The organism is Microtetraspora sp. AC03309, assembly GCF_020826795.1.
Classification (GTDB): Bacteria; Actinomycetota; Actinomycetes; order Streptosporangiales; family Streptosporangiaceae; genus Microtetraspora; species Microtetraspora glauca.
This window is the reverse complement of sequence record NZ_JADDIL010000048.1, coordinates 60,650-74,397: the sequence shown is the minus strand read 5'-3', so window position 1 is coordinate 74,397 and position 13,748 is coordinate 60,650. Positions and strand designations below refer to the sequence as shown.

The following is a 13,748-nucleotide window of genomic DNA, read 5'->3' as shown; positions in this document are numbered from 1 at the left end:
AGACGGGATTCGAACCCGCGACCCTCACCTTGGCAAGGTGATGCTCTACCACTGAGCCACTTCCGCGTGATTTCCGCCCGAGGCGGCCTCACGCAGAGAACTCTAGCGAATCCGCGCCCACTCCCCAAATCAAGCGGGACACCGATGCGGTGTAAGCAGCTAACATTGCAAACGCTAGTTACCAAGTGCTGGAAGAGTGGAACCATGCGCGACAACGAGGTCGTGGAGATCGGGCCGGCGCCGCTGGCCTTCGACGACGTGATCAGCGTGGCCAGGTACGGCAGGGCCGTACGGCTCGGAGACGACGCGATCGCCGAGATGGCCGCCTCCCGCGGCAGAATCGAGGAACTCGCGGAGGGCGACACCCCCGCCTACGGCGTCTCCACCGGGTTCGGCGCGCTCGCCACCCGGCACATCGACCCCGCCCTGCGCGGACAGCTCCAGCGGAGCCTGGTCCGCTCGCACGCCGCCGGATCGGGCCCGGAGGTGGAGACCGAGGTCACCCGGGCCATGATGCTCCTGCGGCTGCACACGCTCGCCACCGGTCACACCGGCGTGCGCCCCGTGACCGCCAGGGTTCTGGAGAGCCTCCTCAACGCCGGGATCACGCCCGTGGTCCACGAGTACGGCAGCCTCGGCTGCTCCGGCGACCTCGCCCCGCTCGCGCACGTCGCCCTGACGATCATGGGGGAGGGGGTCGTCCGCGACCGCGAGGGCCGCGTCCGGCCCGCCGACGAGACGCTCAAGGAGTACGGGATCGAGCCGGTCGAGCTGGCGGCCAAGGAAGGGCTCGCCCTCATCAACGGCACCGACGGCATGCTCGGCATGCTCGTGCTCGCCCTCCACGACCTGGAGCGGCTGCTCAGGACGGCCGACATCAGCGCCGCGATGAGCGTCGAGGCGCTGCTCGGCACCGATCGGGTCTTCGACGCGGCGCTCCAGGCCCTGCGCCCTCACCCGGGCCAGGCCGCCGCCGCGGCCAACATGCGGACCCTGCTCGCCGGTTCGGCGATCATGGCCTCGCACCGGGACGGCTCGTGCACCCGCGTGCAGGACGCCTACTCGCTGCGCTGCGCGCCCCAGGTCGCCGGTGCGGCCAGGGACACCGTCGCGCACGCCGCCGTCGTCGCCGGGCGCGAGCTCGCCAGCGCGATCGACAACCCCGTGGTGCTCGCCGACGGGCGGGTCGAGTCGAACGGCAACTTCCACGGCGCTCCCGTGGCGTACGTGCTGGACTTCCTGGCCATCGCGGTCGCCGACGTCGCGTCGATGGCCGAGCGGCGGACCGACCGCATGCTGGACGTCGCGCGCAGCCACGGACTGCCCGCGTTCCTGGCCGACGACCCGGGCGTGGACTCCGGGCACATGATCGCCCAGTACACGCAGGCGGCCATCGTCTCCGAGCTCAAGCGTCTGGCGAACCCCGCGAGCGTCGACTCGATCCCGAGTTCGGCGATGCAGGAGGACCACGTCTCGATGGGCTGGTCGGCCGGTCGCAAGCTTCGCCGGGCGGTCGACGGCCTGACCCGGGTGCTCGCCGTCGAACTGCTCACCGCCGCGCGGGCCATCGACCTGCGGGCGCCGCACGCGCCGGCGCCCGCGACGGGGGCCGTGACCGGGGTGATCAGGGAGTCGGTCGCCGGACCCGGGACGGACCGGTTCCTCGCGCCCGAGATCGAGGCGGTGGTGCGGCTCGTCGCCGACGGGGCCGTGGTCTCCGCCGCCGAATCCGTCACGGGCCCCCTGGCCTGAACCGCTCGGCTCGCCGGGAGCGACCCCGCGCCGTCACCGCCAGTAGTTGTTGGCGGCCGCGATCGTGGCGAACTCGATCGCCACGACCTGCGCCGCCGAGGTGAGGCCGTCGACGTTCTCGGCGTAGTCGGGGCGCCCGTCCCTGAGCACGTCCACGTCCGGCTGGATGGCGCGCACCGTGTGGCGCGCCATCAGGACGGCCAGCGCCCGGCCGTCCTCCGGGGTCGCCGTGATCAGCGAGTTTCCCGGTACGAGTTCCATCTCGGCTCCTTGCTCCCGCACGGCCTGTCGGGGCGCGCTCGGGGTTCCCGCCGCTTCCTTCAGTTACGTACGGTAACAACCGGTCGTACGGTGTGCGCTGAGGGGCCGGTCAGGCGATGGCCGCGATCACCTCGACTTCGAGCAGTACGTCGGGATGGAAGAGGCGGGAGACCTCGACCGTGGTGCTCGACGGCGGCTCGCCGGTGACGTACCGCGCCCGGACGTTCGCGTGGTCGACCAGCCGGTCCATGTCGGTGACGAACGTCTTGATGTGGATCACGTCGCCGAACGAGCTGCCCTGGTCCGCGAGGATCCGGCCCAGGTTCTCGAAGATGTACTCCGACTGGCGGGCGATGTCGTCCCGGCCGACGATCTGCCCGCCCGCGTCCAGCGCGACCTGCCCGGACACGAAGAGCAGGTCCCCGAAGCGCACCGCGTGGGAGTACCGCCCGTTGGTCGCGGGGACGGTGGCCGGATTGATCCGTTCGGCGATCTTCCCGCTCCGCGGCTCACTCCGCCGCCCTGCCGCCCACCGGATGACGGCGGTGAGGTCCTCGGAGCCGAGCCCCGCGTCCGCCGCCTCGGCGAGCAGGTCCCGCGCCGCCGCGGCCACCGTCTGCTCCGCGCCGACACCGGCGGTCGCGAGCCGCAGGTCCTTCGCCGCGAGGCCCATCGCGTACCGGGTCTCGGAGGGCTCCTCCTCGATCGCGGGCCGCAGTCGCTGGACGAGCGCGCCGAGCGGGGTCCCGGCCAGCACGTCCAGGAAGGCCGCGCGGTCCACACCCATCCGCTCCGCGTACGCCAGGTTCTCCGCGAGCATCACCTGGGCCGGGACGAGCGCGCTCATGAGGGCCAGCTTGAGTGCCGCGCCGGCTCCCGTACGGCCCACCTCGCGGACGGTTCCGAAGACGGCCAGCACGTCACGGCAGCGCGCCAGATCCTCGGGCGAGCCGCCGGCCAGGACGACCAGGTTCCCCTCACGCGCGGGTGCGACGCTGCCGAGGACGGGAGCGTCGACCAGCCCCGTTCCGGGAGGTAGCGACCTCCGGATCCGGGCGACGGCGTCAGGGCCGATGGTGGACATCTCGACCACGACCGTCCCGGGTCGCAAGCCGGGCAGCGCGGCGCGCACGACGGATTCGACGGCGTCGGAGTCGGCCAGCATCGTGACCACCAGGTCCGCGCCGGTGACGGCCTCCGCCGGGGTGGCCGCCACCGTGGCGCCCGGCAGGTCCTTCGGGGTGCGGTTCCAGACGGTCACCGTGTGCCCGGCGTCCACGAGGCGCCGGGCCATGGGAGCACCCATGTGCCCCAGTCCGAGGAAAGCGATCATGCCTTGTGACTGTAGGCACGCCCGACCCATTCCACCAGCGACTAGATTGCATGTAAGACATGCGCTGAAGTCATGGATGGAAGGAGGGGCGTGTTCGAGTCGGACGCGCTCAGGCTGCTCGACGCCGTCGCCCGTACGGGCTCGTTCACGGCGGCCGCCGCCGAGCTGAACTACACGCAGTCCGCCGTCTCGCGGCGCATCGCGTCCCTGGAGACCCAGGCCGGTGGGTCGCTGTTCGAGCGGCTGCCCCGGGGAGTACGGCTGACGCCCGCCGGGCACGCGCTCCACCGGCACGCGCTGGAGGTCCTGAACAGCCTGGAAGCGGCGGCGGAGGAGCTGTCGGCCATCCACCGGGGCGCCGGAGGGAGGCTCCGCGTCGGCGCCTTCGCCACGGCCAACGCGGCCCTGGTGCCCCGCGCGCTGCGCGTCTTCCAGGGCGAGCGGCCGGACGTGGAGACCAGGATCGTCGAAGGGCCGAGCAGCCGCCTCGTGGAACGCCTCGTGACCGGCATGATCGACATCGCCGTGGTCAGCGACTATCCGTCCGGGCTCGTCACGGGATCGGAGACGCGGCTCGTCCCGCTTCTGGAGGACGAGCTCCTCGTCGCGCTGCCGCGTGACCATCCGCTGGCCGGGAACCAGGTGGTCGACCTGCGCGATCTGAAGGACGAGAACTGGATCGAGGCGTCCCCGCGCCCGAGCCCGCACGAGACGGTGATCTTCGCCTCGTGCGTGCGGGCCGGTTTCACGCCGAAGACCGGTTTCCGCGTCGCCGAATGGATGGGCAAGCTCGGATACGTCGCCGCCGGTCTCGGTGTCACCCTGGTCCCCACCATGGTGGCGCCGGGCATACGCCACCGCGGCGATCTCGTGCTTCGCCCGCTCGGCGAGTTCGCCTCCCGCCGGACGGTGTACGTCGCGCTGCCGTCCGAGGCGCCGCTTCCCGCGGCGCTGGCGTTCCTGCGGTCGCTCCAGGACGAGGCCCGATCGGAACGCGTACGCGACGGGGTGTGAGAGGGCACCGGCCGGATAGGGCGAGAATGGACCGGTGCACGACGCTTTCGCCCACGTGGGGGGCCGCCTGGCCACCGGACTGCGCGATGTGACCACCGATCTGGCCGCTCTCGACGGGACCGGATGGTGGGCCGTCGTCGTGACCTATGAGGGCAAGGTCACCTGCGCGCGCTTCGGCGACGTGCGGCCCGCGCCGCTGCCCCGGCCACGCGCGCCGTGGCGGGGCCCGGCCCCCGGGGAGTGGACGACGTCGCTCGACCGGCGGGCGTACGAGGCGGGCGTGAGCGCGATCAGGGACTACATCGAGCAGGGGGAGGTCTACCAGGCGAACCTCTGCCGGGTGCTGTCGGCACCGCTGCCGGGCGACGCCGATCCGGCGGCCCTCGCCGTACGTCTCGCGAAGGGCAACCCGGCCCCGTACGCCGCGGTGATCAGCGTTCCCGGGCTGACGGTCGTGTCGGCCTCACCCGAGCTGTACCTCTCGCGGGCCGGAGACGTGGTCGAATCCAAGCCGATCAAGGGGACCGGGGTCACCGCGGCGGACCTGCTCGACAAGGACCACGCCGAGAACGTGATGATCGTCGATCTCGTGCGGAACGACCTCGGCCGAGTCGCCGAGGTCGGCTCGGTGTCGGTGCCCGCGCTCTGCGAGATCGAGGAGCATCCGGGTCTCGTCCATCTCGTCTCGACCGTACGGGCCCGGCTCGCGCGTGGCGCCGGCTGGCCGGACCTGCTCGCCGCGACCTTCCCGCCGGGATCGGTGACGGGAGCGCCGAAATATACGGCACTTCAGATCATCAATCGGCTCGAACCAGAGCCGCGGGGGCCTTACTGTGGGGCAGTGGGCTGGGTCGACGCCGACCGGCGGGAAGCCGCGCTGGCGGTCGGCATCCGCACCTTCTGGGTGGAGCAAGGCATGATCCGTTTCGGCACCGGAGCGGGCATCACGTGGGGTTCGGACCCCACGCGGGAGTGGCGCGAAACCGAGTTGAAGGCGTCCCGGCTCATCGCACTCGCGTCGCGGAGCTAGCACGAGCAGGGATGGAGACCTAGATGGCTGTACCCGTGTGGGTCAACGGTGAATTGCTGGACCCGGAGAAGGCCGCCGTCTCGGTCTTCGATCACGGGCTGATGGTCGGTGACGGCGTCTTCGAGACGATCAAGTTCGTGCGCGGGGAGTCGTTCGCGCTCACCCGCCACCTGGACCGGCTCGCGCTCTCGGCCAAGCGGATGGACCTTCCCGAGCCCGATCTCGGCGCCATCGCCGACGGCGTGCGGCAGTGCCTCGCCGCCGCGCCGACGTGGCCGCTGGGCCGGATCAGGATCACCTACACCAGCGGGCCGGGGCCGCTCGGCTCCGACCGCGGTTCCGACGGGACCAACGCGATCGTCATCGTCGCCGAGCAGAAGCCGTTCCCCGAGACGGCGGCGGTCACCGTCGTGCCCTGGCCGCGCAACGAGCGCGGCGCCCTCGCGGGGGTCAAGAGCACGTCCTACGGCGACAACGCCAAGGCCCTCGCGTACGCGAAGGAGCGCGGAGGCGCCGAGGCGATCTTCGAGAACCTCGCGGGCAACCTCTGCGAGGGCACCGGCAGCAACATCTTCATCGTGACCGATGGACGCCTGGTGACGCCGACGCTGGCGTCCGGCTGCCTGGCCGGGGTGACGAGGGCGCTGGTCCTCGAGTGGTGCGGCGGGACCGAGGAGGACGTCCCCATCTCCGCGCTGTACGAGGCGGAGGAGGCGTTCCTCACCTCCACGACGCGTGACGTCCAGCCGATCCGGCTGGTCGACGACCGCGAGCTGCCCCAGGCGCCCGGTCCCGTCACGCTCGCGGCGATGAAGGCGTTCGCCGAGCGGTCCGCGGCCGACCTGGACCCGTGACGGGTCAGTCGCCGTACGCGTACTGGGTCTGGGCGTTGAACTCCTTCAGGGTCACGCTCTTGGCGGGGTCCGTGCGCGGGTCGTCGATCCGCAGGACGTCCAGACCCTTCGTGATGTCGCTCGAGTAGATGTGGCCGTTGTAGTAGTACGCCGACCAGGAGCCGCCGATCTGCAGCCCCGGCCGCAGGGGGCCGCGTTCGAAGAAGGCGATCTCCACCGGGTGGTCGGAGTCGGTGAAGTCCCAGACGGAGACCCCTCCCTGGTACCACCCCTGCACCATGATGTCCTTGCCCGGCACCGGGATGAGCGCTCCGTTGTGGGCCACGCAGTTCTCCGACGCCTCCTGGGGTCTGGGGATCTTGAAGTAGCCGTGCCGTACGAGCTCGCGGTCGGCGGTGATCTCGTAGACGGCGTTCGCGCCCTTGGTGTCGTGGCCGGAGGAGTCGCACGTCGCGACCATCCCGCCGCCCAACTCGTCGCCGAACACGACCTTGGTTCCGGCGTTGTTGAAGGTGGCCGAGTGCCAGAGGGAGAAGTTCTCCCGGTCGGTCACGGTCCTGAGGACCTTGGGGCCGACGGGGTCGGCGATGTCCAGCAGGTAGCCGTCCCCGTAGCAGGCGGCCGCGGCCAGCTTCTTCGCCGGGTAGACCGTGATGTCGTGGCAGCCGCCGAACTCCTCGTCCCCCTGGCGGTCCTTGAACAGGGCGGGCTTGGCGACGACCTTGGCCGCCTCGGGATCGCGGACCGGCACCTCGACGATCGAGATGTTGTCGTGGGGCGCCGGGCAGGTCGTCGAGCCGGGGTCCGGCCCGGCGGCGGAGACGTAGAGGTAGAGGGTGTCCGCGTCCGGTCCCGGGACGATCGCGTGAGTATGGGAGCCACACTCGGTCCGTACGGCGGAGATGTACTTCGGATTGGCCTTGTCCGAGACGTCGAAGATCCGGATACCCTCCCACGAGGAGGCGTTGGAGGGATCCGAGCGCCCGCTCTGGCAGGTCTCGTCAGTCCGGGGGTCGTCCACGGACACGAACAGCAGGTCGCCGGAGACGGAGACGTCGTTCTGCCCGCCGGGGCAGAGCACCCGGGTGACCACCTTCGGATGGGCCGGGTCGGCGATGTCATGGACGGTGAACCCGTCGTAGTTCCCGGCGAACGCGTAGTCGCCCTGGAACGCCAGGTCGGAGTTCCAGGAGCGGTCCCCGTCGAAGGGCGCCTCAAGGGGGACGTTCGCGATCGGCGTGATGTTGGGGCTGCGCAGGATCTCGTCCGTGCCGAGGTCCGCGCTGGCGCGTGCCGTACCGCCCGCGGCGGGTGACGCGGACTCGGCGGGCACCGCACGGGCCGGATCGGAGGAGGGCGAGGCGCCGGAGGAGCCGGAGGTGCAGGCCGCCGTGAACAGTGCCGTCGCCAGGCACGCCATCAGTCCCGCACGCTTCACTGTTCCCCCTGGATCTTGGAGACTGCCCCACTATGGAAGTTATGTCGGGCAGAAGCGGCGTGCGGGGCGCTTTGGTAACAGTTGTGCTGGCAGTTCTGGGCTCGGCGCTGATGTCGGTGAGCGGATGCGCCGCGGAGGAGCCGTCCCCCGACCGCCCCGCGCCCTTCGTCGCCGGATCAGGAGCGCCCGTCGTGGTGCCGGGCTCTCCCGGAGGGCGGGCCCGTACGGCGACGCCGGGTGAACGGATCGGCGACTCGGACTCGCGGGCCGCGGCGGCGGACGTGCGCTTCGCCGAGGCGATGATCCCGCATCACCGGCAGGCCCTGGAGATGGCCGGACTGGCCGGGGCCAGGGAGGCGGGGGACGCGGTGACCGCGCTCGCGGAGCGCATCGCCGGAAGCCAGGGGCCCGAGATCACGACGATGACGTCGTGGCTCGCATCCCTCGGCCGTCCCGCGCCGGCCGTACACGCTCATGCTCGCGAGAGCGAGTACGGCATGGCCACGCTGGAGGAGATGAACCAACTGCGCGGCGCGCGCGGCGCCGCCTTCGACAGCCTGTTCCTACGGTTGATGATCAGGCATCACGAGGGCGCGGTGCGGATGGCGGGGGAGGAGTTGCGCCACGGCACGGACCGGCTCATGAGGGAGATGGCCCGTGACGTCGTATCGGGGCAGCGGGCCGAGATCGGCCGCATGAGGCGCATCCTGGGTTAGGAGCTCCAAAGCATGTTGCTGAGCTCGTCGTCCAGGTCCATGAAGTCGGTCTCACGACCGGCGGGGACGAGTTCGAACGTGCGGTGCAGGAACTGCGTCAGCGGAGCCAGGGGGACTTCGAACAGAGCCTGTCCAAACGGAGAGGTGAGACTTATGTTCAGCGTGCGCTCGCCGTCGGAACGGGCGGGCCACACCTGGACGTCTCCTTCCCCCACACGCCGGACGATGCCGACGGTCAGCAACTCGCGAGCAAAGATCCACTCGACCGGTTCGTCGTTCCCCACATGGAAGGCCATGCGTATGGCGTAAGGGTCCTCGGCCGTGTAACTGAGCCCGGCGAGCAGGGGCACGGTAGTACGGTCGGGGACCACAAGTCGAAGGCCCAGCTCGGCAGTGACGGTGGTGCTGTTCATCGTCAGCCAAACCTTTCGTGTCGGGTCCCCTCACAGGGGCTTGCAACTGCTCTCACGGACTCACTCTCGCCCGCGAAGCTATGTACGCGAACGAAGAAACCCGTAGGAGAGATTCCGCTTCCGGGGCCTTCTGTAACGCATCTCACAGGTAGACATTTGAGCATCTACCTGCCCAAACATCGCTAACAGGCGCATGTTGGCGCCGGTTTTGCGTGTCGTTCCGACTGTCATGGCGAAGTCTTGCACGGTACAAACGATCTTAGCTCGGTGCGTATGGGTCGAGTCTGGGGCATCACGATGCTATGACAACACGGCACCCTCCTGCCGGTCCGACTGGAAACGTTTCGGTTGAGGTCGGGGACCGGATGTGATCTCGACGGCCGACGGTGGCCATGAGGTCGGCACGACGCAGAGGTTGTCGGGGTGGTGTGTCCGGGGGTGGTCCGTTCGCTTCGCCAGGACCCCTTCGAGTGCGGTATGGTTTTCCCCGTCGGCGCCGCAAGGGGCCGATCATCCCGGGCGATTAGCTCAGCGGGAGAGCGCTTCGTTCACACCGAAGAGGTCACTGGTTCGATCCCAGTATCGCCCACCACATCGATGCAGTTCAGAGGCCGGACCCCGAGATCAGGGCTCCGGCCTTTTGGTTTCTGGACCGTGGTTGGACCGCGGGACCAGACGTCATGTCCCATCCCGGACCGTCAGGGAGCCGCCTTCCTTGGCATCTGACGATCTCTCGCGGGTCGATGCTTGTCCGACTGTCGCCCTCCCATCCAGGACCGAGAAGTGGCTGAACCGCGGGTTGCGATGGCGCTGGCGGCCGAGAATGCGCGTTCTGCCCGAGACGGCATCCGGCGGGGGCGACGCCGACGACACCCTCGGGCCGCCCGTTGAGCGGCTGGTTGACGCGGGCGAGGGGGCGTTCTGGCGGGACTGAGGACGTGGCCGGAGCTGCCCGCCGCTTGATCGTTTTTGCCGTACGCTCCGGGGATGCCGATGTCCGTCTCGCCGGCCGCTTCCCCGCCGCCCCGCTTCGCGTGTGCGGCCGTCGCACGCGCGGTGATCTGTGCGCTCCTCTTGCTGCTGCTGTCCGCGTGCGGCCTCGGCGGGCGTATGTCGCCGGGAGAGTTCCAGGACCGCGCCCGTGAGGTGGTGGACCGCTGGCATGGGTCCAAGGACGACCTCGCGTGGCGGACCGGCTTCGTCCCGCTGGAGGGCCCCGACATCCCGCCGCCGTTGCAGCGGATTCCGGACTGGGTGTCCCTGAGCGCGCACAACGGCGTGTGGGCCCTCGACGTCGCTCTCCCCGCCGAATCACCGCGCGGCGCGTCACTGAGCTGGCCGGACGGCTCCACGCTGACGGTTCCGCTGGTCGCGGCGGCGACGGCGTACGCGCAGCTGAGCAGGCCCGCCGACTTCATCGAGGAGGAGTGCCCGCCGCGCGGCTGCACCACCCTGCACGTCACCGGAGCCGAGCTGGGCGACGCGCCTTTGCGCACCAGCCGGGGGAGGATCCGGGTGCCCGTCTGGTATTTCACGGTGAAGGGGGTCAAGGAGAGGTTCGGCCGGGTGGCGGTCGATCCGTCCGCGATCGCTCCCCGCCCGGCCCAGCGGGAGGGTGAGTACGAGGAGGTGATGGGCTACGACCTTGACCCGGCGAGACCTCGGGACCTTCTCCTCCAGTACGGCCACGGCCGGTGCGAGAAGATCCACGGCCCCCGTGCTTACGAGACCGACGATCTGGTGGTGGTCGACGTGGATCTCGAAGACAGCGGTAAACCCTGCACGCTGGAGCTCATCGGGGCCCGGACCAGTGTCACGCTTGCCAAGCCCCTGGGCGACCGGCTCCTGCTGGACTCCGGCACCGGCCTGCCGGTGCTGCACGAGACGTCGCTGCGCTGAACGCGACGATTTGATCTACGTCGTAAAGGTGCTGGCGTATGGTCACATGAAGCGCCCGGCGGGCGACGGGATCTTCGCCGGTGTGGCTCGGATCTCATCTTCGAGGGTGGCGACGATGGCCCGGGCGGCTTGGCGTAGCCGTACGCGGCGTGCGGTGAGGTCGTCGGCGAACCGCCGGGCCTCCAGGCCGACCCAGACGGCCTGACCGGTGAACTGGCGGTGGGCGGGGTCGAGCGCGGCTTCCAGGATGGCGAGCCGCGTCCTGACTTCGGCCAGCGTCTGTTCCAGGGCCTGGCGGCGCGGGTTGGGGACCAGTTGCTCCGGGGGCTGACTCATACGTCCCTCTGCTGATGGGGTACGCCGGGCCGATCAATTGGACATTATGGGATCTAGCGCAAGTCGGCCAGCGTTCTGGAGGACTTCATGGCACGTCTCGTACGGCTTGGTGTCACGGTTTGCGCGGCGGCGTTGCTGGCGGTGTCAGGGTGCGGCGACAGGGGCCCCACCGCCGCCCAGGCGGGCGAGACACTCAAGCGCCACATCACCGAGCTGATGAAGGAGGGTCACGTCCTGGACGTCAAGATCACCGACCCAGGTGGACGTGACATTCCCTGTGGCGAGGGCAAGGCCAGAAGAACCTTCGCCGCCACCGCCCGAGACGCCGCGCCGGAGCGCGAGCCCGGCGTGCTCAATGACGTGCTGAATGGTGCGCTGACCCGGGTGGCTCCCTATCGGATCATCGAAGATCATGGCGGTGCCGCCGTCACGGTCGCCAACAAGGAGTACCGGACGGTGCTGTTTCTGGAGTCCTCGGCCAACGGGCAGTACAAGGTTCGGGGCGAGACCGAATGTCTCCCGACCTCGTGAGCCGGCGGTATAGCCACGCGTGATCGATAGCCCCTCCGCGGTCGCAATGGTGTGACGCTGCGACTCCGTCGCCGCGGGGACCGTCGTCAGGTGTCGTATGCCATAGCGCGTTCCTTGCCCCTGCCGGTACGGCTCTCGAACGAGTCGGCCAGGAGAACGGACAGACCGCCGACTGACAGTTCATCGTCGCTGCCCAGGCCGTTGGCGGTGGCCCATCTCTCGAACGCTTCCAGCCCGGCGTTGCCCTGCTTGATCAGTTCGGCGAAGGGTTTGAGGTCGCCGTTCGCATCGGCGATGGCGACACCGGGCGGACAGGACGCCTGATACTCGGCAGGCGTGACCTTCGGGGTGAAACCGTTCGCCATGAGGGCCAGCGCGAGCGTGTGCTGGCGGCCGAGTGTCGCGATCGCGGCCTCCTTGCGCAGACCGTCGGTCCGCTTCTCATCCTCCGGACCGAACGTGTCAACGATCGAGAGTCCGGTGCTCAGTGCCAGCCAGAACACCTGGCCCCCCATGCCCGGGATGGCGAGGCCGGTCACGCCGATAGCCGAGTTGACGACGAACTGCCGGACCTTCTTGCTCTGCTCGTCGAGGGTGTCCAGATCGCCCTGGACTTTCTCGGCGGCGCCCATCTCGAAGCCTCGGACGTTCCCGAGCGTCGTCAGCACGTCGTCCAGGGGTTTGACCTTGCCGGTCCGCTTGACCTCGGCTGCCGCGTCGGCGATGAGGCGCTGGGAGAACCGGCCCATCGCGTCGTCGAACGGGGCGAGGTGCTCGGCCGAGTCGGCGAAGGTCTTGAGGAAGCGGTAGGTGTCCTTGGGGCTCAGCCGGAACGCCGAGGTCAGGCCGAGCGCTGACGTGGTGGGCGTGAGCGCGCTGGGCTTCGTCATGTTCGCGTCGCCGATGTTCGCGCCCTCGGTGATCTCGGTCGCGTATGCGCCGGCGATCTCCGCCAGGTGCACGCGGGCCCCATCGCCGATCTTCAGGTCCGGCATCATGGTCATCACGGTGTAGGCGAACACGGCCGATTCCTTGCTGTGCTTGCCGTCCTGCTCGTCGTACGCGCCGGAGGCGGCGGCGAGCAGTCGCCCGAACAGGCCGGCATTGACCTTGTCGGCGGGCGTGTAGTCGTCATTGGCGCGCTCGTTGAACTGCTTGATGAACTCCTTCAGTTTGGACTGGTCCTTCGTGTACGGCCCGATGGCCTTTCCGATGGCGATCCGCGCGGCGGCGGGATTGTTGCCCAGGGCCTGAATGACCCCGGTGCCGGCCTTTCGCGGATCGGTCAGTCCTCCTCGTGCCGCGATCGCTCCGGTCAGCCAGCCGGTGGGGAACTTCCCGGCGCCCAGGAGCAGGCCCGCGCCCACGCGTTCGTCCCAGTCGTCGGAGGAGGACTGGACCTTGTCCCGGATCTTCGCGAACCCGGGAACGGCCGAACCTCCCGTGACCGCGGTGCCGAAGGCCTCGCTGAGGATGCGGAGCAGTCTCTCGTCGGGCCTGATCGGATCGTCGGTCATGAGACCTTGGTACTGCCGCCGCAGGGTCGAGGGGAGTTCCAGGGTGCCCTTCGTGCCCAGGGCCGCGAAGAAGGCGGCGGTGAAGTCGGGGTCGTCCTTGTTGGCATCCAGTTCGTCGATCACTCGGATGCTTCGCTGGTTGTCGTCGTAGCCGGTTAAGAAGCCGGGTGGGCCGAGCTCGGCGGCGCGTTTGCCCAGCGCCGTGCCCTTCTGCCGGGACTCCTCGGAACTCCGGACGTCGCGCTCGTTGTAGGGAAGGAGGCCCGCGCCGGGGACCCAGGCGAGCGCGTTGTTCGCCTGGATGGTGTCGTTGCGGCGGCGCAGTATGGGTAGCTCATCGTCGATCCAGCCCTGGATCTGTTTGATCGGTTGCAGGCCGGCTGTCGGTAGTTCGGCCGCCACGAGCAACTGGCGGATCCTTTCGGACTGCTCGCCGATCACATCCCTGCCGTGTTCCAGGGCCGCGATGAAGCCGTGCATCAGGTCGGGATCGATCCCGCTGTAGTCCGGAGACAGTGGTCCCGTTCCTGTCGGCATCGGTTCCGTCCCCCTCCGCCGCACGTCCTGTCTTGTCACGATAGATCAGGACACTCTGCGCGGGAGGCTGTCATCGCCTGCTGCTGGTGGTGCAGCTCCTGGCCGGCCTGGGGGCGA

At 69.6% G+C, this 13,748-nt stretch carries 13 protein-coding genes and 1 tRNA gene; 8 read left to right on the top strand and 6 right to left on the bottom strand.

Going from position 1 to position 13,748, the window contains the following annotated elements:
• The first annotated feature begins 204 nt into the window (after positions 1-204).
• Entirely contained in the window at positions 205-1,752 is a 1,548-nt protein-coding gene (gene hutH / locus IMZ11_RS26015) for a histidine ammonia-lyase (RefSeq protein WP_228645029.1), read from the top strand.
• Positions 1,753-1,785: 33 nt separating this feature from the next.
• Here hutH and IMZ11_RS26010 read toward each other — a convergent pair whose 3' ends face one another.
• Both IMZ11_RS26010 and IMZ11_RS26005 read right to left on the bottom strand, forming a co-directional pair.
• Positions 1,786-2,013: a hexameric tyrosine-coordinated heme protein gene (locus tag IMZ11_RS26010; RefSeq protein WP_061257076.1), complete on the bottom strand. Its 228-nt coding sequence runs from the start codon at positions 2,011-2,013 to the stop codon at positions 1,786-1,788.
• A 109-nt stretch (positions 2,014-2,122) separates the two neighbouring features.
• Positions 2,123-3,346, bottom strand: coding sequence for an NAD(P)-binding domain-containing protein (locus IMZ11_RS26005; RefSeq protein WP_228645028.1), 1,224 nt, complete (start codon positions 3,344-3,346; stop codon positions 2,123-2,125).
• 90 nt (positions 3,347-3,436) lie between these two features.
• On the opposite strand from IMZ11_RS26005, the gene IMZ11_RS26000 reads away from it, so the two are divergent.
• Genes IMZ11_RS26000 through IMZ11_RS25990 form a run of 3 tightly spaced genes read left to right on the top strand, consistent with a single transcriptional unit; the run spans position 3,437 to position 6,244 of the window.
• Complete coding sequence (locus IMZ11_RS26000) at positions 3,437-4,360, top strand: LysR family transcriptional regulator (RefSeq protein ID WP_228645027.1); 924 nt, start codon at positions 3,437-3,439, stop codon at positions 4,358-4,360.
• Between the two features lie 34 nt (positions 4,361-4,394).
• Complete coding sequence (locus IMZ11_RS25995; protein WP_061257080.1) at positions 4,395-5,390, top strand: chorismate-binding protein; 996 nt, start codon at positions 4,395-4,397, stop codon at positions 5,388-5,390.
• 23 nt (positions 5,391-5,413) lie between these two features.
• On the top strand, positions 5,414-6,244 hold the full coding sequence (locus IMZ11_RS25990; RefSeq protein ID WP_228645026.1) for an aminotransferase class IV: 831 nt from the start codon (positions 5,414-5,416) through the stop codon (positions 6,242-6,244).
• 4 nt (positions 6,245-6,248) lie between these two features.
• On the opposite strand, the gene IMZ11_RS25985 is transcribed toward IMZ11_RS25990, so the two are convergent.
• On the bottom strand, positions 6,249-7,682 hold the full coding sequence (locus IMZ11_RS25985) for an LVIVD repeat-containing protein (RefSeq protein WP_228645025.1): 1,434 nt from the start codon (positions 7,680-7,682) through the stop codon (positions 6,249-6,251).
• Positions 7,683-7,765: 83 nt separating this feature from the next.
• Between IMZ11_RS25985 and IMZ11_RS25980 the strand changes: the two genes are divergently transcribed.
• A complete protein-coding gene (locus IMZ11_RS25980; protein ID WP_228645024.1) occupies positions 7,766-8,398 on the top strand; it encodes a DUF305 domain-containing protein in 633 nt (210 codons plus the stop codon).
• Here IMZ11_RS25980 and IMZ11_RS25975 read toward each other — a convergent pair.
• Entirely contained in the window at positions 8,395-8,811 is a 417-nt protein-coding gene (locus IMZ11_RS25975) for an SsgA family sporulation/cell division regulator (RefSeq protein ID WP_061257083.1), read from the bottom strand. The two genes, IMZ11_RS25980 and IMZ11_RS25975, sit on opposite strands and share 4 nt — an antisense overlap.
• Before the next feature lie 517 nt (positions 8,812-9,328).
• Here IMZ11_RS25975 and IMZ11_RS25970 point away from each other — a divergent pair.
• Both IMZ11_RS25970 and IMZ11_RS25965 read left to right on the top strand, forming a co-directional pair.
• Positions 9,329-9,403: transfer RNA gene (locus IMZ11_RS25970), tRNA-Val, on the top strand.
• 395 nt (positions 9,404-9,798) lie between these two features.
• Entirely contained in the window at positions 9,799-10,710 is a 912-nt protein-coding gene (locus tag IMZ11_RS25965; protein WP_228645023.1) for a hypothetical protein, read from the top strand.
• Between the two features lie 42 nt (positions 10,711-10,752).
• Here IMZ11_RS25965 and IMZ11_RS25960 read toward each other — a convergent pair whose 3' ends face one another.
• The gene (locus IMZ11_RS25960) at positions 10,753-11,046 is read right to left on the bottom strand and encodes a hypothetical protein (RefSeq protein ID WP_228645022.1); all 294 of its coding nucleotides are present in this window, start codon (positions 11,044-11,046) and stop codon (positions 10,753-10,755) included.
• Positions 11,047-11,133: 87 nt separating this feature from the next.
• On the opposite strand from IMZ11_RS25960, the gene IMZ11_RS25955 reads away from it, so the two are divergent.
• Complete coding sequence (locus tag IMZ11_RS25955; RefSeq protein WP_228645021.1) at positions 11,134-11,577, top strand: hypothetical protein; 444 nt, start codon at positions 11,134-11,136, stop codon at positions 11,575-11,577.
• Positions 11,578-11,663: 86 nt separating this feature from the next.
• Here the strand turns inward: IMZ11_RS25955 and IMZ11_RS25950 are convergent, their stop codons facing one another.
• Positions 11,664-13,631, bottom strand: a complete 1,968-nt coding sequence (locus IMZ11_RS25950) for a DUF6571 family protein (RefSeq protein ID WP_228645020.1) — start codon at positions 13,629-13,631, stop codon at positions 11,664-11,666.
• Positions 13,632-13,748: the final 117 nt, after the last annotated feature.